This is a genomic window from Nostoc sp. DSM 114159 (assembly GCF_053470285.1).
Genome location: NZ_JBPFEH010000001.1, coordinates 4,451,529 through 4,471,376, shown reverse-complemented (window position 1 = coordinate 4,471,376; position 19,848 = coordinate 4,451,529). Strand labels below are relative to the sequence as shown.

The following is a 19,848-nucleotide window of genomic DNA, read 5'->3' as shown; positions in this document are numbered from 1 at the left end:
CAAAATGGGCTTGACTCCTGAATCTGAATTCATTTTCAACAGATATTGGTGCAAACAAAGTTAATTACATCTGCAAGTCCAGAGTGAGTTTTTAAATTAGTAAAAATAAAAGGTTTATCGCCGCGCATTTTTTTAGCATCTCGTTCCATCACACTTAAATCTGCACCAACATAAGGTGCTAGATCGGTTTTGTTAATCACCAATAAATCAGACTTGGTAATACCAGGGCCACCCTTGCGGGGAATTTTATCACCAGCTGCAACATCGATGACGTAAATTGTTAAATCCACCAATTCTGGACTAAAAGTAGCAGCCAAATTATCGCCGCCACTTTCCAAAAATACCAAATCCAAATCGAGAAAACGTTCTTCTAATTGTTCAATTGCCGCCAAATTCATCGAAGCATCTTCGCGAATAGCAGTGTGAGGACAACCACCAGTCTCTACACCCAAAATGCGATCGCTAGCCAACGCCTGAGAACGCACTAAAAACTGAGCATCCTCTTGAGTATAAATATCATTCGTCACCACCGCAACCTGATACTGCTCGCGCAATCCCTTACATAAAGCATCAACTAAAGCCGTCTTCCCCGAACCCACTGGTCCTGCAACCCCTACTCGAAATGCATTCATTTTTATTTGTCCTTTGTCCTTTGTCATTTGTCATTTGTCATTTGTACTGAGCGAAGTCGAAGTATTTGTCCTTTGTCATTTGTCATTTGTCACTTGTACTGAGCGAAGTCGAAGTATTTATCAAAAGTCGGAAGCTAATGACTAATACAACTCTTGGAAAGGCTGCACTTCGACTACGCTCAGTGACCACGCCAAGGACTACGCGGTAGTTGAATCTCGACTTACTTCTCCTGTCGGAGAGGCTGCGCCCGAAGCGTAGCTATGCCGCAGGCTTTACGACTACGCGGTAGTTGAATCTCGACTTCGCTCGATTACCGCGCAGCGATGCACTGAGCGCAGTCGAAGTGTCGAAACTCAGTACAAGTCGCTCGATTACCGCGTAGTCGAAACTCAGTGCAAGTGACTAATGACTAATGACAAAGGACAAATGACTAACTCCTAAATAACCTTGTATACTGCGTTTCATGCTGCATACTTGCCAGCGACAAACCCCAACTACAGCAGGCGAGTCGATCGTCATCCAACGCGAGAATTTCTAATGCCGCAGCACTGAGTAGTGGTTGCAAATCTAGCAATAACTGCTGTCCTGTTGTTTGCCCAAGGGGGATCAGTTTCACGCCAGCAGTAATCAAATTACTTGCCCAACTGTGCAGATATGCGAGTAATGCGGCTTGGATGCTGATTTGCCAATGGGCAACGGCAATACCAAAAGCGATCGCATAATTGCAAGGATTACCTACAGCATAGGTAATAGGCATAATCTGCGATTCTAGTTTACCAAGTAATTGGATCAGCGATCGCCCCATCTGCCAACTAGAGGCGCGTAATTCTTCTGTTTCCCTAGCAGCCGATAGCCACAAATTCCAACGGCGTAGCGACTCAATATCACCTATTTTTACAGCTTGCTGCGATCGTACCATCACCGCCGCCTCTAACCGAATTGCCCCGTAGAGCAACTCTGCTTTTAACCAATCTTTGAGATGTGTGTGGTTAGCGATCATACCATTTTCTACCAGCATTTCCAAACCTTCAGAATAACTATATGCTCCTACAGGTAAAGCGGGGCTAGCCAACTGTAAAATACTCAAAAGATGACTATCAGTGAGCATGATGGTGTTGTCCATAAGCTCCTAATTCTGGCTGAAACGGTAAAATTTCCTCTTTAACTTCTAACCCTAATTGTTCCAACATAGTGCGTAAAACTGAATCTGAAGATAAGCGTAAATAAGTTGGAGTAATTTCTACTGGTACATGGCGATTTCCCAAATGGTATGCCGCCCGTAATAACAAAAGTGATGTTTGGGCAAAAGCAGTTATTACTAGTTCTGGTTTGGCAGTAATTCTGATTAAACTGCTATGGGTTTCTTCTTGTAGAATATCGCCATCGTGTAAAACAGTTCCTCTGGGTAAATGTAAAAACACAACCTTACCATCTGGCGTTTCAAAACGATGACGGCTGCGGGTGCGTTCTTCTGCTGTTAGCGCCAGAGTAAAAGTAACCGCAGCATCGTAATTAGGTGGTTTAAGTTGGGTAAATGTCAGCATACAGAGTTTAGCCTGAACTTTTGCTTTTCATTATGGTTCTAATTTAAATACAATATCTGCCTTGCCAGAAGAAAAGATAAAATTAAACAAAGGCAACGAGCCAAACGGGGACAATCATGAACCAAGCCATTGAGGGAGTACGCTGGACAATTCACGATTTAGAGGTTCTACCCGAAAATGAGTGGACGCGCTATGAAATTATTAATGGAGAACTCTTTGTGGCTCGCACACCTCACCGCCGTCATCAACAAGTTTGTGGCAAAATATTCCGACAACTCGATGTTTGGTCAGATTCGAGTGGTTTAGGGGAAACAATTGTGGCTCCAGGAGTGATTTTTTCGCAAGCAGATAGCGTTATACCGGATGTAGTTTGGGTAAGTCGAGAACGACTGGCACAAATTGAAGATGAAGCGGGACATTTGACAGGCGCACCAGAGTTAGTAATAGAGGTTTTATCCCCAGGTAAACAAAACGAACTTCGAGACAAAGAAGCAAAACTGAAACTTTATTCAGTTCAAGGCGTGCGTGAGTATTGGATTGTCGATCGGTTTACTAAACAAGTCGAAGTTTATCGGCGAGAAAAAGCACAGTTGGTTTTAGTTGCTACTTTGTTAGGCGATGATGAAATCACATCGCCACTTTTACCCGGATTTTGTTGTTCTATCCGTTTATTTTTTCCTGACTAATCACAAATTCGATAATATTTATGCAAACCTAACTGCTAGATATAAATGCTTACAAAAATTGAAAAACTTTTGTCACACCTGTTGAAAAAATCTTCATAAATATGATCTAGTTCATAACAGTGTTCGTATCTCTGCATTAGGTAAGTTATTTGTGAAGCTGATGAATGATAAAAATTAGAATTGTACCTCTTCTCTTTCGTCACAAAATTACTTCTTTTCTTCCTTTGCTTTCTTCTCGTTAACAAAAAGGTTTAATTAGCAACTTCATCCTGTGGGCTACTAATTGGTAAGGTAAACCAAAATGTTGCCCCTGCATTCAATGCACTGTTTACGCCAATTTCGCCGCCGTGAGCATGGATGATTTGCTTACACAGATACAATCCTAATCCCAAACTTACAGAATTGCCGATGCCTGTACCCCGAAAGTAAAGGTCAAAAAGCCGATCGCTTTGTTGTTGACTAATTCCCACGCCGTTATCACTAACAGTACAATAAATCATGCCATCCTGATGGGTAGCATTGATTGTCAAAAGCAATTCTGGGGGATTATGTTTCAAAGCATTGACGATTAAATTAGAAAAAACTCGCCATAGTTGCGTGGGATCGGCATTCACTAATGGCAAATCTGCGGCCACCAGATTTGTCAGCTTGGCTTGGTTTTGTGCTATTAATGGCTCTAAATCAGCGATCGCAGCTTCGACAACTGCCAGTAATTGTACTGCTTGAAGTTGTAAAACAACACCTTGCATTTCACTGATATGAGTTTCCATCAACGAATTAATTAAGTTCAGTTGGCGATCGCTACTTTGAATCATCCGCTCTAAAATTGAGCGGGAAATCGTAATATTTTTCTCTGAACGGGCAAGCAAATTCTTCAACACCATTAAAGTACCCAGCACTGGGTTGCGTAAGTCGTGGGAAACTGCATGGAAAAATACTCGTAGTTCTTCTTCAGTTTGCTTGCGCTGGGTAATGTCTTCAATCAAACCTTCGTAGTAAAGCAGTTTTCCCTTTTCGTCACGAACTTCGTAGGCTTTTTCGGAAATCCAGACAATACTCCCGTCTTGACGATAAATTTGGGACTCGAAATCGGAAACGCTGCCATACTTTTCCATCAGGCGCACAAATTCTGCTCGGCGGTTCGGGTCAACGTATAATTGTTCAATATCAGTGAAATTTGCTGTCACCTCGTCTACTAAGGAGTAGCCATAAATCCTCGCTAAAGCAGGATTTGCCGTAATATAATGTCCATCGGGACTGCTTTGAAAAATTCCTTCAACGGCGTTTTCAAAAATGCTGCGATATTTAGCTTCGGCAACCTTGAGTTTTTGGTAGGCAGATTCTAGTTCTTGGCGGGCGAAAAATTCCGAACGTTGCAGGCGATCGTACAGATAAACACCGATGTCACATATAGTACAAAACCAGAAGATATATAAAATGAACGTTACATTATATATTCCTGGGTGTTCGGGGATTGATGTTTTTAGCCCAAGTACTGTATTCACACCAAAATAGTAAATCAGCACACTCACTTGAGTCAGCAAGTGAAGAATCCAGCAAACAGGCATCAACACAGCTTGGCTCAAGAACAATAGCGACCAGCCGATGGTATCGGGTAGTGCGAAACCTCTGATGGTTGCAAACAACTGCGACGCTAAACTAAGTGACCAAGAAGACCCCAAAAATAATAAATCTGGACGATGACGACCTAATTTAGTTTTATGTAAAGCAAGGCAAATAATTATAGTTGCAAGCATTGCAACATTAATTACCAGGCGTTGAGTTCTAAGTACTTCTGGCAGCGGCTGCAACTCTGCAAAAGGAAAAAACAGACCGTAAATGTCTCGCAAAGTAAAAGACAACAGACAGATCAGCGCCAGCCATAACCATAAACGTAATCTTTGCCACAAAAAACGATTACGCCAAACTCTGTAAAGAGTAATGATTTCATCTGTTGTTTGTGCAGAAAAGGTTTTTCTCCACCACCTTTGCACTGTTGTCAATGGAGTAGCCATTAGCATCCGAGCAACTTTGCCCATATCTTGAGGGTGTTTCCCTTACTTAATAGACTTCTTGGCATTTGTCGGGAAAGGGGGAAGGGGTAAAGGGTAAAGGTTTTGTATTTAACCCTTCCCCTTTAACCAAAACCTTTTCCCACAAGAGTGCAAAAAGCACCTTTGCAAGAGGTTTAATATTGCCATAAATAACACCCTCTCATTTTTTGGTGATTTATGGGCGATTTCTTGCGGATGAAGTTGCTAAAGGTAGTGTAAACCAGAAAGTTAACCCACGCTTGCGGTTACTCATAACCCCGATTTCGCCACCATGCGCCTTAATAACTTTCTGACAAAGATACATTTTTAAGCCAATGCTTGTAGAGCAGCAATCTTGAGGATCGCGGACATGCAGATCGAAGAGGCGATCGCACTCTGCTTTACTCATTCCCACACCGTCATCTTGAATCTGAGTGCGAATCATTCCCCCTTCAATGGTGGCACTCAGGGTAAAATTTAATCCTGGCGGATTATTTTGCAAGCCATGTGCGATCAAATTGACCAAAACTTTCTGCAATCGAGTCTCATCTGCCATTACTAACGGTAAGTCTGCCCGAACCAAGTTCTTCAAAGTCGCTTGATTTTGTGTCAGCATCGGTTCCAACTGGGAGAAACATTCGCCCACTAGGGTGCTTAGTTGTAGAGGTTCGAGTTTGATTTCAATACCCTGTTTTTCACAGGAATTAATTTCTAGCAATGAGTTAATCATTGTTAGTTGGCGATCGTTACCCTGAATCATTCGCTCGATGATTGAGCGAGATATTGGAATTGCAGATTGGGCAGAAGAGGCAGAGGGGCAGGGTGCGGTGGGCAGAGGGGAAAATTCTCCCTTGCTCCCTGCTCCCTGCTTCCCTGCTTCCTTGCTCTCCACTCCCTGATTTAATAAATTCTTTAACACCATCAAGTTACCCATCACGGAAGTTCGTAAATCGTGGGCAACTGTGTGCAAAACAACATCTTTGACACGATGCAAATTTTCAACTTCTTGCATTTTCTGCTGCAACTGTGCTGTCCGTTCTTGGACTTGGTATTCTAAATTAGTGTTGAGTTCTGCTAGCTTTTGGCATATCTGACTTTGTTGAATTGCGATCGCTAGCTGTTCTGACATCTGCTGTAACAAATCAATTTCTATTAGCTGCCAATGACGCGGCCCTGAGCATTGATTGGCAATTAACGCCCCAAATAATTCGTCACCTAGCATAATTGGTACAGCCAAGCTAGCCTTCGTTTGGAATTTTTGACAGTGTGCTTTTACTTTGGGAGATGCTGATATTTGCGTTACGTCTTCAACGACACGTACAAGATTATCTTTTAATAAGTTTCTTAATTCTTGTAGATAAGCTTCATCATTAGTAGACCAACCTGAGACTGATGGATACTTAGGATCTACTGATTCGGCAAGAGTTTTGACACCTAAATTAGCATTATTTAAACCAATGAAAACTCGATCTGCTTGTAGAAATTGCCTGACTTCCGTCACGGTGGTTTGAAGAATTTCCTCTAATTTCAGCGAAGATCGAATTCTGACTAGGGTTTCTGCCAACAAACGATCGCGTTGGGCACAAAAGCGTAATTGTGCTTCTACTTGTTTGCGTTCTGTAATGTCGTGATGCACTGCTAAAATGGCAGGAATACCATTTAAATCAATGACTTCGGCTGACAGCAGCGTTGTAATTATCTCGCCAGATTTTTGCCGAAAATCAATTTCTAAGTTACGAGCAACTCCGGTGCTTTGCAACTCTTGCACTAAGTTTAGGCGATCGCGATCGTTTACCCAAAGATTTAATTCAAAAGAAGTTTTACCAATTGCCTCATCTCGCCCATAACCGGAAAGATTCACAAAACTGTCGTTAACTTCGATAAAGCGTCCTTCTTGCAGCGTGCTAATGGTAATTGAATCGGGGCTGCAACTAAAAGCTTTCGCAAATTTTTGGGCAAGATTTTGTAAGGCGACTTCCCCTTGTTTGCGATCTGTGATGTCTCGGACAATTGCTAATACCTCATCTGTACCACTAACTACCAACCGCGCCTCATAATCTCTGATTCCCAAAGATGTTGGTAGTTGATATTCACAAGTTTGCAAAATTCCAGAATCTAAAGTTTTAGCGATCGCTACTTGGCTAATGGCTGCAACATCACTCGGCAATAACTCTTGCAGATTTTTTCCAACTATTTCTTCTCTCGAAAGAGTGATATTTGCACCGTCACTTTTCAAATCTAGATACTCGCCATCGCGGCTGATGCGAAACATCAAATCGGGGATAGCATCCAAAATTGCTTTATATCGTGCCTCACTCTCAAGCAATTTTTCTTGGGCTTGTTTTCGGTCTGTAATATCCATAACCAAACCATGCCAAAGAAAATCACCTGCTGCTTGTAATTCTGGTTGCAAAGTACCTTGAATCCATTTAAGTTTGCCACTAGGCGTAATAATCCGACTTTCCCAATGCCAAGGTGTAAGAGTAGTACGGCAAACAGCAATAGATTCTGTAAAAGCTTTTATATCTTGTGGATAAATCAGTTTGCATAACATTTGAAAGTCTGGCTGTATAGCCTCTGGTTCTAATTCATACAAATATTTACAACCAGAACTAATATAAGGAATAAATACAGAACCATCCTGCCGTTGCAGAATTTGGAAAATCATTCCCGGTAGATTGGCAGCAATTGTTTCCAATAGAGGGATCTTCTCTGGTAGAAAATCTGGTTTCTGCGGTGATTTTACAATTTCATCCACTCTTAGACCCTTTGATATATAAGCAATTGGCATAATATTCAAGGTAATCATAGCCATTGTAAAAGTTTTTAGCTGTCAGCACGATCGCAAACAGCAGAAAAAGTGGCTCTACTTTCAGCGTAGTTCTGGATGCTGCGATCGCATTCACCCAATCGGGTGAACCATTTGTCAAAGAGCGAATGACTTTAGGAGTGCTGACAGAATACCCTGAGATAATCAACTTCGATCGCAACAATCAGATAGAAAGTAATTGAACGATACATTTAATCTAGTTTTACCTAAAGGTAAAAACTAATCATGGGCAATCCCAAGTGGGGTACTTGCAATAGATTTGAGAGGGATGAATGCAATTACAACAGACACAAATTTTAGAAGAAACACTATGGGAAGCAGTTCTCAATCGAGACTTTGCTTTTGAAGGTAAGTTTTTCTACGGTGTTCGCTCTACAGGCATTTATTGCCGACCTATTTGCCCTAGTCGCAAACCGAATCGGAATCAAGTTTGTTTTTTCCAGTCGGTACAAGATGCTGAAATTGCAGGTTTTCGACCTTGTAAGCGCTGTCAGCCACAATCTGAAATAGTTCCAAATACAGCCAAAATCTTAGCAGTATGTCGATATATTGAAGCACAAGTTGATCGCATACCAACCCTATCGGAATTATCCTCTCAGGTAGAAATGAGTCCTAGTTACCTACAAAGAATATTCAAGCAGATAATTGGCGTATCGCCTTTTCAATATGCAGATGCGCTGCGTAGCCAACGGTTGAAGCAGCGTCTTCAGTCAGGAGAAGAAATTGCTGATGCAGCTTACAACACGGGGTATGGTTCAAGTAGCCAACTGTATGAGAAAGCACCTAAACAATTAGGAATGACACCAAAAATTTACCAACAAGCTGGAAATACAATCAACATTGTTTATGCGATCGCTCTATGTTCGCTAGGATATTTGCTTGTGGCAACAACAGAGAAGGGTATCTGTGCCGTTAAACTAGGTGATGAAGCAGACAAGCTTGAACATATCTTAAACCAGGAATTTCACCAAGCGCACATCATACGTGACGATCGCACACACAAGGAATGGATACAAGCAATCCTCGACTTCATTGCGGGAGGTGAAACGCATCTTAATTTACCACTTGATGTCCGTGGGACAGCATTTCAGAAACAAGTGTGGGAAGCATTACAAAAAATTCCCTATGGCGAAACCCGCACTTACACTGATATCGCCCGTGATATTGCCAAACCCCAAGCAGTCCGCGCGGTGGGTAATGCTTGTGGCGCTAATCCGATCGCGGTGATTGTACCATGTCATCGGGTGCTGCGGAGTGATGGCAGTCTTGGTGGTTATCACTGGGGAATTGAGCGCAAACAAAAACTGCTTACACAAGAATCGAAATTTCTCAAAGATGACTCAAACACCTGAACTAGAATCGTTGACTGAAGAAAGTCTTACCCGTGGTTTAATGGTGCTTGCCAAACTGGATAGTGATTTGGCTGGGATTTTAGAAACACTGGGGCCTCCACCGATGTGGAAAAGAGAACCGGGTTTTACAACACTTCTGTGCATCATTCTAGAACAGCAAGTTTCCGTAACAGCTGCAAGGGCTATATTTAACCGTCTATGTGCGGTCGTTATAACTTTAACGCCAGAAAACTTTTTGATATTAGATGATGCTCAATTAAAAGCGATTGGATTCAGCCGGCAAAAGATTCTATACTGTCGTGGGTTGGCGAATGCTATTGCAACTGGTCAGCTTGACCTCAGCAAGCTAGAAACAATGGACGAAACTACTATCAGAACAGAGTTAAAGCGCCTCAAAGGTATCGGAGACTGGACAGTTGATATTTATTTGCTCATGGCGCTGCAACGTCCTGATGTCTTTCCTAAAGGCGATTTAGCGATCGCGATCGCTTTCCAAAAACTCAAAAACTTGGCGACGCGTCCAACACCAGCACAACTAGAAGCCATGACACAGCACTGGCGACCGTGGCGAGCAGTTGCGGCAAGACTTCTATGGCATTATTACCTAAGTAATCCTAAATAATTGCTACTTCTCCCTTGGCGCACTCGGCGGTTCGTATTATAAATATAAACTAAATGGCAGAAAATCAATTAAGCCTAACACCAGAAAATGATAAAACTTCAAAAATCCTGCCGATAATCATAGTAATAATTGCATTATTCGCTTTATCTTCAACAGCAATATTTATTAAAATTGCTGTTAGAGAAATGAGCGCTGTTGCTACATTATTTAATCGTTTATGGATAGCGACTATTATCTTTGGCTTATGGAGTGGAATTAACCAAGTACGGACTCAAATTAAAGATGATGAGCCTGTACTACCACAGCAGCCTTATCCAATCAAAGAGATAGCGCTTTTAATCGCAGTGGGTCTAGTTCATGTATTAGGTCGATTATCTTGGACTTGGTCGCTAACTCAGACTGGTGCAGCTAATGCTAATGCCTTGGGTAGCCTCAATCCGCTATTTACTACTTTAGGAGGATGGCTATTTTTTAATCAAATTTTTGGGCGCAAATTTATCATCGGTTTGATCTTAGCTATAATCGGTGCGATCGCGGTTGGATTTGAAGATTTATTGCGTTCTAATAATAATATTACAGGTGATGCTGTTGCTCTCATCTCATCGATATTTTATGCAGCAAACTTTTTACTTATCGAGCAGATCGGAAATAAGTTTTCAACGAGCGCTATTCTTCTGTGGCGTTGTGCGATCGCAACTTCATTGATGATTCCAGTAGTACTAATCTGGGAAAAACAAGTTTTCCCAGTTACTTTGTCGGGATGGTTAGTAGTATTTGCGCTAGCTGCTATTTGCGAAGCCTTGGGTCATGGGCTAATTGTATACAGCCTCAAAAATTTCTCATCAGGATTTATTTCTTTACTTTTACTACTCAATCCAGTGATTGTTGCGATTCTTGCTTGGATACTTTTCTCGGAAAACTTGAGTATTTTTAACTTGTTAGGATTGGCTTTAATTGTCGGGGGTATATATTTAGCAATTTCTAATAAAGAAGCTGTGCAATCTAAAATTAATAGCCAGATTCAATCTCCAACAGAAACAGATTCATCCGCCAGTTCCCCAAAATAATACCAATTTGAAAAAAATAATGCGACAAATAGACCGTATTGTAGAGACGCGATTCATCGCGTCTTTACCCAAGGACGTGTTGCAATCATTAATTGAATTGCGATAAGAAACGATGGCACAGCCCGCCACAGACATCGCTGTTTCTATGGCACTACTACTTGAGTAATGCCAATAGTAAGTCGGTTACAGTTTACCAGTGAATACCTTTTGGGCCGGGCCTGTCATGTAAACCCGTTGGTCGATTTCTGACCATTCAATTTGCAAGGGGCCACCTGGTAATTCTACAGTGGCGGTGCGATCGCATTTCCCGGTTAACACACCAGCTACTAAGGAAGCACAAGCACCAGTCCCGCAAGCTAAGGTAATTCCAGCACCCCGTTCCCATACCCGCATTTTCAAATAGTCACGGCGTACCACTTGCATAAATTCGGTATTTATGCGTTGGGGAAAAACTGGGTGATGCTCAAATTTTGGGCCGATGGTTTCTAGTTCAATTGCTGCGACATCTTCTACAAAGGTGATGCAGTGGGGATTTCCCATATTTACACAGGTGACTTCCCAAGTTTGCCCCGCCACCTCCAACGGCACAGAAATTACTTTTTCTTCGGCGGGTGCAAGAGTGGTAGGAATTTCGCTAGCGAGTAACCTGGGTAAACCCATATCTACTTTAACTTGACCATCAGATAAGAGTTGGGGAGTCATTACACCACCCAAAGTATGAATGCGATATGAATCTTGATTCCGGGATTCCCCTTCTAAGTCTGCTAAAAAGCCAGCTAAACAGCGAATGCCATTGCCACACATTTCTGGTTCAGAACCATCGGAATTAAAAATTCGCATGGTGTAGTCAGTGCCGTTTTCTCCAGGTAAGGCAAAAATTACACCATCAGCACCGATACCAAAATGGCGATCGCACAACTCGATCGCTTGCTCTGGAGTCACTACAGGCAAAGATGACGAGCGATTGTCAATCAAAATAAAGTCGTTGCCTAGACCATGATACTTAGTAAATTCGATTGCCATTTCTTCAAGGATGAATTATCAAGGATTAGTTACTCTTTATTTTGCCTTGTAGGTTCATCTTTACTAAAAATGCTTACTGAATTTGACACCACTTTACCCAGTATTAGACAAGTCCAAAACCTGATAAAACAAACAACACCAGTAGAGTTAAAGCTGCTGACTGGTGATGTACTCACAGGAAAAGTTTTATGGCAAGATCCACAGTGTATCTCTATTGCTGATGAAAACAGTCAGCAAACCACCGTTTGGAAACAAGCGATCGCCTACATCAAGCCGAAAGTGAGTTAGGAGCGAGGCAGAAACATCACAACCCATCGCTTTAAGTGATTTCTCACAAAGAATCTACCCAGGTTGACGAGTTTCGACACTTCAACAGGCTCAGTGCATCGCTTTGCTCAACTATCGATCCCTTAGTTGGTTGAGCGTACCCCTCCGGGGAAGCAAGCTACGCGTAGCGTCTTGTAGAGAAGTCGAAACCAACGGCGACGGTAGATTTATTAACGGAAATTGCCTTATCACTTGCTTCACTCAAATTAAAAATTCAAGCCCACGGCTTAAGCCGTGGGCTTGGAATAAAGATGCCTTGCGCCTTGCATCTCGAAGCAATTCTTTATTTATTGTGAAATACAAGCCCACAATTAAAGTTGTGTATTTTTAATTTTTTCATCACTATACTCAGGTTTTTGCAGCACAAACCCACTGATTGCGTCCTTGTTCTTTAGCTTTATATAAAGCTTTGTCTGCGGCATTAATTAAATCTTGAGATGAACTTTTATCTGTTGGCATTTGAATTGCAACACCTAAACTGACAGTCACAAAATATTGAAAATTATTCTTCTTCTTATGGGGAATTTTTAACTCTTGAATAGATTTTTGAATCAACTTAGTTATTTTAATCGCACCTGATTCGTTCGTATTTGGTAAAATTACAACAAATTCTTCACCACCATAACGAGCTAGTAGATCGGTAGGACGCTTTAATACAGATTGTGCAGCACGAGCAACTTGTATTAAGCATTCATCCCCAGCTAAATGTCCATAGGAATCGTTATAATCCTTAAAATAGTCGATATCAAATATAATTAAAGATAAATAATTTTCACTTAATCTTAATCGATCCCATTCCTGCTCTAAAAACTGATCGAAACAATGACGGTTGGCGATTTGGGTTAGAGCATCTAGCTTACTAAGTTTTTCTAGCTGAGAATTTGCTAGTTCTAAAGCATTGTTTGCTTGAGCAAGTTGATTAGCTTGAGAGCGGAATTGCTCTAATAATTCAGAATGTTCTAAAGCTACATTAAACTGAGCAGCTAACTGGTGGATAAATTGAATTTCCGACTTTTTCCACTCGCGCGAACAATGGCACTGATGAACGCATAGTAATCCCCATAAAGTTTTTCCTTTCATTAAAGGTGCAACAATTTGTGCCTTGATTTGAAATTGCTCTAACAGTTGAATGTGGCAATCTTTTAGCCCAGCTTGATAAATATCTGATACTACCTGTATACGCCCTTGGTGATAAGCAACTGCATAGTTTTCACCAAAACAATTATCCTTTACCTTGATGGCGATCGTAGAATCGTAGTCAGGCAGTACATTCTCGGAGACAAATTCACCAGAGGTATAGTTCGATCCCGGATCAAATCGAAAGATACTGACGCGATCGCTCCGTAAAGCCTTACGAATTTCTCGTACAGTAGTCTTAAACAAGGTGTCTAGATTCAGAGATTCACGAATTTCAGCAACTAAATTAAACAAAATATCCTGCTGCTGATTTGCTTTATACAGTTCTACTGCTTTTTGTTCTGCTTGAGCTAAAAATTCTGCTTGTTTAACTGCAAATCCTAACTGCGTTGCAATCTGAGACAAAAACTGAATTTCTAATTGTTTCCATTCATGTGGCTGTGAATGCTGATAAGCAGCAAGCACTCCCCACAGTTTTTTTCCCACAAATATTGATGCAGTTGCATAAGCTCGAATATGGAACTGTTCTAAAATTTCTATATGGCATTGAGATAAGCCTGCTGCGTAAACATCTGAAACAACTAAAGCTTCATTATTACGATACCGCCCACCTTGATTTTCTTGTAGATAAGAGTCATTCCAAACTGTATTTTTTCCTAATGTATCTACATCATCCCATCCAGTTTCTGCAAACTCAAAGTCGCTAACAAATTCTCCACCCCAGTTTTCATAGAAACGATAAACGGCAATCCGTTCGACTCGGAGTAACTTGCAAGTTTCTTTAGTAGCTGTACGAAAAATTGTTTCTAATTCAAAAGAAGCTCGAATTTTGCTAATAACTCGGTAAAGCGCCCTTTCTTGCTTTTCTAGCTGCTGAATTTGAACTTGTTTCTCATAGAGTTGAGTTTCTAAATTACTAACACTAGGCTGTCCTAAAAGCTTACAGAGTAAATTAGCAGATGCTCTAGTAATAATACGTAAACTTGTGTACAACATTATAAGTATAATTTCAGAAATATTTAAAAAATGAAAAGATACAGCTACAACGATGTAAAAACGTAGTTTTTCTTAGTTTATAACCATTATCGCGTAAGAAAGTTTCGCGATCGCTTCTCTTCATCTGACTTTTGCCATTAAGCCTTAAAAAGCTTTTTCACAAATAATTTTGGATAAAGTACTGTAAATACAGTACAGTAATTAGCATTATCGCTAAAGTATCTGATAACTGAAAATATGAGAGGAAAAAGTATTGTAAAGACAGAATAAATTTGTAAACAGTAAAGCTCAATTCTTAGATAAATTCAGTTATCAAACAAAGTAATCAAATTCAATAGACCAAAAACTTCTGCGATTGACAAAGATCAAGCAGATGACCCCATCAAATACTTTTTTGCAAAAGAGAATCAAAATTTAGAGTAGTCAAAGGCAAAAGATCGCCAATCCTCAAGCTTGATTTGTCGTCTTATCCTGCAACCAGTTTTCAAACATCCTCTTAAGCTCTTACAGATGGATTGTTACCGAAACTGAACTGCAAATTACTCAATCCCTGACGATCTCCGCATCAGAGATAACATCTTGGATCTGGGTATTATCCTAAAAGAATATGAAAAAGCACCCCTTCAGAGCCAAGTCACTACCATCCCAAAGGCGCGATCGCTATATTGAGCCACTTAGCTTGTGGAGTCTTAAAGTTCAATCAGTTACACTATCGACAGGTAGAAAGTCTTTGAGCGCTTCTGCTTCACCAGCTTTTACCACTGGGATAGACAGGGGTACTGAACTAGCGATCGCAAATAACTGTTGTAGTTGACTCAAACCTGTCAAGCCACCACATAACAATACTTGGTCGCCGACTTGCAAATCCAAACCGCCATCAGGATAGCGGATAAACTTACCATCTCGCCGGATCGCCTGTACTTGGACTCCATATTGCTTGGCGATATCTAAATCTGCAAGGGTTTTACCTAGCGTTGGCGCGTCTGCATTGACTGTAACCCACTGACAAGCACTATTTTCTCCGGGAACAGCCACTTGTCCCTTAGCGAATTCTGCCAAAGCTGCCAGTTCTTCATTAGCTCCCACCACCAACAAGCGATCGCCTTCTGCCAATTTGGTTTGATTATTGGGATAATCGATTTCTTCGCCGTTAGCGCGGCGAATTGCCATCAAACTCGCTCCTGTTAAGTAGCGCATATCCGCTTCTTCTATGCTCATCCCAATTAAGGGCGAATTAGATGGTAAAGGATACCAACGCTGATTTAAATCGCGGGTGGCTTGGCGCAAATCACGAGCAACTTCAGTTGCAGAACGCTCTGGCCGCAAATCTAAATAATGATCGTTGCGGATTTGCTGCATTTCTCGTTGGACTACAGGCGGCGACAACAAGCCTAAGCCAGTTAATAAATAGGTTGCCATTTCTAAACTGGCTTCAAACTCTGGTTGTACAACTTCCCTGGCTCCCAATTGATACAGCACCTCAATATTTCTATCCTGGTTAGCACGGACAACCAAATCTAATTCTGGGCGCAATTCTAAAGCGCGTTTCAAGCAAAGACGAGTACTTATGGGATCTGGAAGTGCGATCGCCATTCCTTTGGCATGATTCACCCCGGCAGTTTCCAAAACGTGTAAACTGACGCAATTACCATAGACATAAGACACCCCAGCCTCGCGTAACTGCTGAATTCTCCTCTCCGATTGGTCGATTACTAGCACAGGTAGGTCGTGTTGCTGCAACAACTTCACCAAATTCTTGCCGACTCGCCCATAGCCACAAACTACCACATGGTCTTTGAGAGGCAAATCTTCCGACACATCCTGCACCTCATCTTCTTCTAAATACGGTTTTAACCAAGGCATTGATTCGGCAAAGTTAAATAAAAATGGCACTAACCGCAGTACAAAAGGAGTCAGCATCAGAGTGACAGCGGTAGTTCCCAAAATTAATAAGTATATTTGTCGAGACACCAGCCCCAAAGACTGCCCTTCACTAGCGAGAACAAAGGAAAATTCTCCAATTTGCGCCAATCCCAAACCGGCAATTATGGCTGTTTTCAAAGGATAGCGGAACAGTTTTACTAAGGGCGTGATAATCAAAAATTTACCGACAAAAACTATTGCCACCAACCCCAAAATTAATTCTAGGTTGTTCCACAAAAACACTGGGTCAATTAACATCCCAATGGCAGCAAAAAACAAACTGGCAAAGATATCTCGCAGTGGTTCGACATAAGTCAGGGTTTGGTCGGCGTACTCTACCTCAGAAATCATCAAACCCGCGACAAATGCCCCCATTTCAATAGACAGTCCCAAATGCTCTGTCAACAGGGCAATGCCTAAACACAGGGCTACAACCCCTAATAAAAATAATTCTTTACTTTCGGTACGGGCTAGCAGTTGCAACAAAGGCGGTATCAGCCAAATCCCCGCAGCTACAGCCCCAGCAGCAAATAAAGCAATCGAACCTAGCGCTGTGAGGACAGCAATGCCAATAGTTTCTGCTGGTTGGTTGAGGGCTGGTAAGACTGCTAACATCAGTCCTAGTGCCAAATCCTGGACTACCAAAATCCCTAGCATCACTTGCCCGTGGGGCGTTTCTGTTTCGTTACGCTCCATCAAGCACTTAAGGACAACGGCTGTGGAAGACAGGGACAGAATACACCCCAAAAACATCCCCTTCGCAGGTAAGGCTCCCCAAGCTCCGCTTAACCCGCAGACTAAAACTGTCACCAAAATTGTCAAAGCAATCTGGAGTCCACCTCCACCAAGAGCGATCGCTTTTACCTTCTTGAGTTCCGCAAAGGAAAATTCTACACCCAAGGCGAATAACAAAAAGGCGACCCCGAACTGTGCCAGAGTCTCCACTTGAATTAGTTCTTTAATCAATCCCAGTCCCGTTGGCCCAATGACTATCCCACCAATGAGATACCCCAGCAGCACGGGTTGTTGCAAAAGTGCCGCTAATAGTCCGCCACAGGCTGCAACACCTAGAACTAAAACTAAATCAACAATTAACCGAAAATCTTCTTGCACCAGTTTTAAAAGAACTATTAAGACCTATTAATTCAGGATACAAAGTTTTATATATCCCAAGATAGTTTGTTTAGATATTGGGCATTGGGCATTGCCCAATACCCATTAAATTTTAGGCGAACTGAGGGCATTCAATAACAGCAGTGACCACGGCATTTTTATATCGGGTATGAGCCATGAGTACTTTCTCAGTACAGGCAATGCAGCAGGTAATACAAAACGTAGAGAGCGTAGGGATGCGGGCCGATCGCCATTTTCATCTACAAGATTATATTTCTTAGCCAGTTCGGCAACAATCTGCACGCGTCCTGTATGGCGGATTATATTTGGCTCACTAGCAAGTGCAGCGATCGCTCGTCCAGTAAATAAGGGAGTTTCCCAGTTGTAGCGATCGCTCAAGAATGAGTTTTTCAGGTCAGTAGCATTAGTTTGGTTCGTTTCAGAAGCAAAACGAGAAAAAAGCTCAGTACCGACAATACCCGGCCAAATTGAAACAGAAGCGACGTTATAGGGTTTTAACTCAACAGCCATATTAGCAGCAAGGCGATCGCAAGCTGCTTTGCCAACACCATAAACTGTATTAAACAGATAAAACATACTACCCCAGGAAGAAATAGTACAAATTAGTCCAGACTTACGCTTAGTCATCATCCGAGCTGCAAAAACACTTGCAACATAGTGGCTGCGAAGACCAACGTTGTTGCTAGCATCCCAAAGACTTGGTTCAGAATCCCAAAAAGGCTGTCCCTGAGCGTCTTTTAATGCCTGAACTCCTGAGTAAGCATTATTTACCAGTAGGTCGAGTTGGCCATTCTGCTCATCTTGAATGCGATCGAAAAGCAAACGCACCTGCCGATCGTCGCTGTGGTCTACTTGGACGGGAATGCATACACCACCGACTTCCTCAATGGCTGATTTCGTTTCACTAAGACTCCCTGAAACCCCATCACTGGAGGAGTTGTTCAGGCTGCGACCCGTGATATATACAGTTGCACCTGCTTCACCAAGGCCAATGGCAATTCCCCTACCGATTCCCCGCGTAGCACCTGTTACTAAAGCCACTTTACCTTCAAGATGTTTCATGAGCGCTCATTTCTAATCTTTTAGCGTTAAATATTGATTATTACAATATTCTTTCGTCGCTGTGACTGAAACAACTTCTACTTCTATGGGTTTTTCTTTAGTTCCGTCGATCAGAAATTCACTAGCTCCTTCACGAGGTTTTTTCGGATTTCCCCAATCATAGGTGTAACCTAAACCCGTCCAAGGATAATGTTCTTGACTAGCAACGGCATAAGAAGTTGTGTATATCTCTTGCAAAATTGGATAACTAGCAGGAATCGGAATCTTAAAAACATTACAAGTAGAATCATTAATTTCTGGATCGACACATGGTCTACTTAAATCTTCAGCTTTCACCCACATTTCGACAAAATGCGTCTTATTTGAATTTCTATTTAAAATTAAGCCTAAATACTGCTGTAACCTCAGAGAAAGCATAATATTACCGGGAATCTTTATACCGATTCCCTTACAATTTTGACAAAATTCCTTAACTTGAGGAACGGCTGTTAACCAAGTCCGTGCTTCTATGCTTTTTTTTGTATCTACTTTCCAGTCTTCATTTGGGTTTTTGACATATTTCCAACTGGCCATCAGATATTCAATTTTGCCATTATTTTCTCTCCACTTGATTTGAGGATTAGTTTTTGACAACGACCAAAGATTTTTTACTACTTTATCTTCAGTCGGTCTTTTTGCATCCTCAAGTGCTGCATCTAACTGTTTTTTCAGAGCCTTATAACTTTCTAGTTTATTTTTCTCCAAATACTCATTGACATTTGGATTAGTTTCTAATTGCGCTAATAAATCCTTTCTGAGGTTTGATGTACTCTGTATGGGAATTTCTCTAGCTAGCAAACTGGAAGATCCAACTGCCAAAAATGCACCTGTCAAGCCTAAAAATACTTGAGTATTTAATTTTTTCATTAAAATAGTCCTGTGGATTTATAACAATAGAGGTAATGTTACATCTTGGGTCAAACCCAAAGATTGAATCTGATTTTATATTTATGTTTGGCTGAAATGCTATTGTGCTTAATATTTTTAATTAACTTTATCTGTATAAAAATTAATATCTATAGCAATCCTAAATCATTCGCGATCGACAAGATCCCCGACTTCTCAAAGAAGTCGGGGATCTGCGGGTTCAGTATTTTTTACTCAGCACTTCTTTTTCCAGCTAACATATCTGCAACAGAAAGCGATCGCAGTCAATCTGAAAATATTTACGTATAATTACTGAAAAAAATAGCCATTCTCAGATAAATCGACTATATCTTACGGATACAGCAATGCTCATTAGTCTGTTTCTGGAAAATATTATGAGGCTACACTAACAATCTCTCGCCTGTGGAAAATATTGTTTTCTCGTTTATATGAGGGGTCTGACCCCCTACCGATGGCAGTGGGAAGGGGTTTTGGTCAAGCCATGCTTGTTGGTAATCAACTTGAGCGTTTATTCACAGGATGACGCTGGCTAAACAAGCGATTAAACTATGG

The 19,848-nt window shown here is 41.4% G+C and carries 16 protein-coding genes; 5 read left to right on the top strand and 11 right to left on the bottom strand.

The genetic code is table 11. The annotated features are described in order from the left end of the window. Positions 1-35: 35 nt before the first annotated feature. From ureG to ureE, 3 genes are all read right to left on the bottom strand, one after another. The gene (gene ureG, locus ACR5KR_RS18455; RefSeq protein ID WP_322713846.1) at positions 36-632 is read right to left on the bottom strand and encodes an urease accessory protein UreG; all 597 of its coding nucleotides are present in this window, start codon (positions 630-632) and stop codon (positions 36-38) included. A 431-nt stretch (positions 633-1,063) separates the two neighbouring features. Next, the gene (locus ACR5KR_RS18450) at positions 1,064-1,756 is read right to left on the bottom strand and encodes an urease accessory protein UreF (protein WP_448267497.1); all 693 of its coding nucleotides are present in this window, start codon (positions 1,754-1,756) and stop codon (positions 1,064-1,066) included. Further along, a complete protein-coding gene (gene ureE, locus ACR5KR_RS18445; RefSeq protein ID WP_448267495.1) occupies positions 1,731-2,177 on the bottom strand; it encodes an urease accessory protein UreE in 447 nt (148 codons plus the stop codon). Before ureE ends, ACR5KR_RS18450 begins: the two co-directional genes overlap by 26 nt. 116 nt (positions 2,178-2,293) lie before the next feature. Here ureE and ACR5KR_RS18440 point away from each other — a divergent pair, with 116 nt between their 5' ends. Continuing rightward, positions 2,294-2,863 (top strand): Uma2 family endonuclease, encoded by a 570-nt coding sequence (locus ACR5KR_RS18440; RefSeq protein ID WP_445631081.1) that lies wholly within the window; start codon positions 2,294-2,296, stop codon positions 2,861-2,863. 251 nt (positions 2,864-3,114) lie between these two features. Here the strand turns inward: ACR5KR_RS18440 and ACR5KR_RS18435 are convergent, their stop codons facing one another. The 3 genes from ACR5KR_RS18435 to ACR5KR_RS18425 form a co-directional block, all read right to left on the bottom strand. Further along, positions 3,115-4,902 carry a PAS domain-containing sensor histidine kinase gene (locus ACR5KR_RS18435; protein WP_448267493.1) on the bottom strand — a complete coding sequence of 596 codons (1,788 nt, stop codon included), beginning with the start codon at positions 4,900-4,902 and terminating at the stop codon, positions 3,115-3,117. Positions 4,903-5,092: 190 nt separating this feature from the next. Next, positions 5,093-7,711, bottom strand: coding sequence for a PAS domain S-box protein (locus ACR5KR_RS18430; RefSeq protein ID WP_448267491.1), 2,619 nt, complete (start codon positions 7,709-7,711; stop codon positions 5,093-5,095). Continuing rightward, the gene (locus ACR5KR_RS18425) at positions 7,647-7,886 is read right to left on the bottom strand and encodes a hypothetical protein (protein WP_448267489.1); all 240 of its coding nucleotides are present in this window, start codon (positions 7,884-7,886) and stop codon (positions 7,647-7,649) included. Before ACR5KR_RS18425 ends, ACR5KR_RS18430 begins: the two co-directional genes overlap by 65 nt. Before the next feature lie 112 nt (positions 7,887-7,998). On the opposite strand from ACR5KR_RS18425, the gene ada reads away from it, so the two are divergent. From ada to ACR5KR_RS18410, 3 genes are read left to right on the top strand one after another with little or no spacing between them, the layout of a single operon-like run. After that, a complete protein-coding gene (gene ada / locus ACR5KR_RS18420) occupies positions 7,999-9,078 on the top strand; it encodes a bifunctional DNA-binding transcriptional regulator/O6-methylguanine-DNA methyltransferase Ada (RefSeq protein WP_448267487.1) in 1,080 nt (359 codons plus the stop codon). Then, positions 9,062-9,700: a DNA-3-methyladenine glycosylase family protein gene (locus ACR5KR_RS18415; protein ID WP_448267485.1), complete on the top strand. Its 639-nt coding sequence runs from the start codon at positions 9,062-9,064 to the stop codon at positions 9,698-9,700. Before ada ends, ACR5KR_RS18415 begins: the two co-directional genes overlap by 17 nt. A 53-nt stretch (positions 9,701-9,753) precedes the next feature. After that, entirely contained in the window at positions 9,754-10,767 is a 1,014-nt protein-coding gene (locus ACR5KR_RS18410; RefSeq protein WP_448267483.1) for a DMT family transporter, read from the top strand. Positions 10,768-10,950: 183 nt separating this feature from the next. On the opposite strand, the gene dapF is transcribed toward ACR5KR_RS18410, so the two are convergent. After that, a complete protein-coding gene (gene dapF, locus ACR5KR_RS18405; RefSeq protein ID WP_448267481.1) occupies positions 10,951-11,790 on the bottom strand; it encodes a diaminopimelate epimerase in 840 nt (279 codons plus the stop codon). A 69-nt stretch (positions 11,791-11,859) separates the two neighbouring features. Here dapF and ACR5KR_RS18400 point away from each other — a divergent pair, with 69 nt between their 5' ends. Beyond that, on the top strand, positions 11,860-12,078 hold the full coding sequence (locus tag ACR5KR_RS18400; protein ID WP_445631090.1) for an Hfq-related RNA-binding protein: 219 nt from the start codon (positions 11,860-11,862) through the stop codon (positions 12,076-12,078). Between the two features lie 387 nt (positions 12,079-12,465). Here ACR5KR_RS18400 and ACR5KR_RS18395 read toward each other — a convergent pair whose 3' ends face one another. The 4 genes from ACR5KR_RS18395 to ACR5KR_RS18380 form a co-directional block, all read right to left on the bottom strand. Next, positions 12,466-14,250, bottom strand: a complete 1,785-nt coding sequence (locus tag ACR5KR_RS18395) for a diguanylate cyclase domain-containing protein (RefSeq protein ID WP_448267478.1) — start codon at positions 14,248-14,250, stop codon at positions 12,466-12,468. 696 nt (positions 14,251-14,946) lie between these two features. Beyond that, positions 14,947-17,286: a cation:proton antiporter domain-containing protein gene (locus ACR5KR_RS18390; protein ID WP_448267476.1), complete on the bottom strand. Its 2,340-nt coding sequence runs from the start codon at positions 17,284-17,286 to the stop codon at positions 14,947-14,949. A gap of 105 nt (positions 17,287-17,391) precedes the next feature. Then, entirely contained in the window at positions 17,392-18,369 is a 978-nt protein-coding gene (locus ACR5KR_RS18385; RefSeq protein ID WP_448267475.1) for an SDR family NAD(P)-dependent oxidoreductase, read from the bottom strand. A gap of 12 nt (positions 18,370-18,381) precedes the next feature. After that, positions 18,382-19,275 carry a hypothetical protein gene (locus tag ACR5KR_RS18380; RefSeq protein WP_448267474.1) on the bottom strand — a complete coding sequence of 298 codons (894 nt, stop codon included), beginning with the start codon at positions 19,273-19,275 and terminating at the stop codon, positions 18,382-18,384. Positions 19,276-19,848: the final 573 nt, after the last annotated feature.

Bases quoted from the DNA above. Each gene is read 5' to 3' on its own strand.
- ureG (WP_322713846.1), bottom strand. From the start codon at position 632: ATGAATGCATTTCGAGTAGGGGTTGCAGGACCAGTGGGTTCGGGGAAG.
- ACR5KR_RS18450 (WP_448267497.1), bottom strand. From the start codon at position 1,756: ATGGACAACACCATCATGCTCACTGATAGTCATCTTTTGAGTATTTTA.
- ureE (WP_448267495.1), bottom strand. From the start codon at position 2,177: ATGCTGACATTTACCCAACTTAAACCACCTAATTACGATGCTGCGGTT.
- ACR5KR_RS18440 (WP_445631081.1), top strand. From the start codon at position 2,294: ATGAACCAAGCCATTGAGGGAGTACGCTGGACAATTCACGATTTAGAG.
- ACR5KR_RS18435 (WP_448267493.1), bottom strand. From the start codon at position 4,902: ATGGGCAAAGTTGCTCGGATGCTAATGGCTACTCCATTGACAACAGTG.
- ACR5KR_RS18430 (WP_448267491.1), bottom strand. From the start codon at position 7,711: ATGGCTATGATTACCTTGAATATTATGCCAATTGCTTATATATCAAAG.
- ada (WP_448267487.1), top strand. From the start codon at position 7,999: ATGCAATTACAACAGACACAAATTTTAGAAGAAACACTATGGGAAGCA.
- ACR5KR_RS18415 (WP_448267485.1), top strand. From the start codon at position 9,062: ATGACTCAAACACCTGAACTAGAATCGTTGACTGAAGAAAGTCTTACC.
- ACR5KR_RS18410 (WP_448267483.1), top strand. From the start codon at position 9,754: ATGGCAGAAAATCAATTAAGCCTAACACCAGAAAATGATAAAACTTCA.
- dapF (WP_448267481.1), bottom strand. From the start codon at position 11,790: ATGGCAATCGAATTTACTAAGTATCATGGTCTAGGCAACGACTTTATT.
- ACR5KR_RS18400 (WP_445631090.1), top strand. From the start codon at position 11,860: ATGCTTACTGAATTTGACACCACTTTACCCAGTATTAGACAAGTCCAA.
- ACR5KR_RS18395 (WP_448267478.1), bottom strand. From the start codon at position 14,250: ATGTTGTACACAAGTTTACGTATTATTACTAGAGCATCTGCTAATTTA.
- ACR5KR_RS18385 (WP_448267475.1), bottom strand. From the start codon at position 18,369: ATGAAACATCTTGAAGGTAAAGTGGCTTTAGTAACAGGTGCTACGCGG.
- ACR5KR_RS18380 (WP_448267474.1), bottom strand. From the start codon at position 19,275: ATGAAAAAATTAAATACTCAAGTATTTTTAGGCTTGACAGGTGCATTT.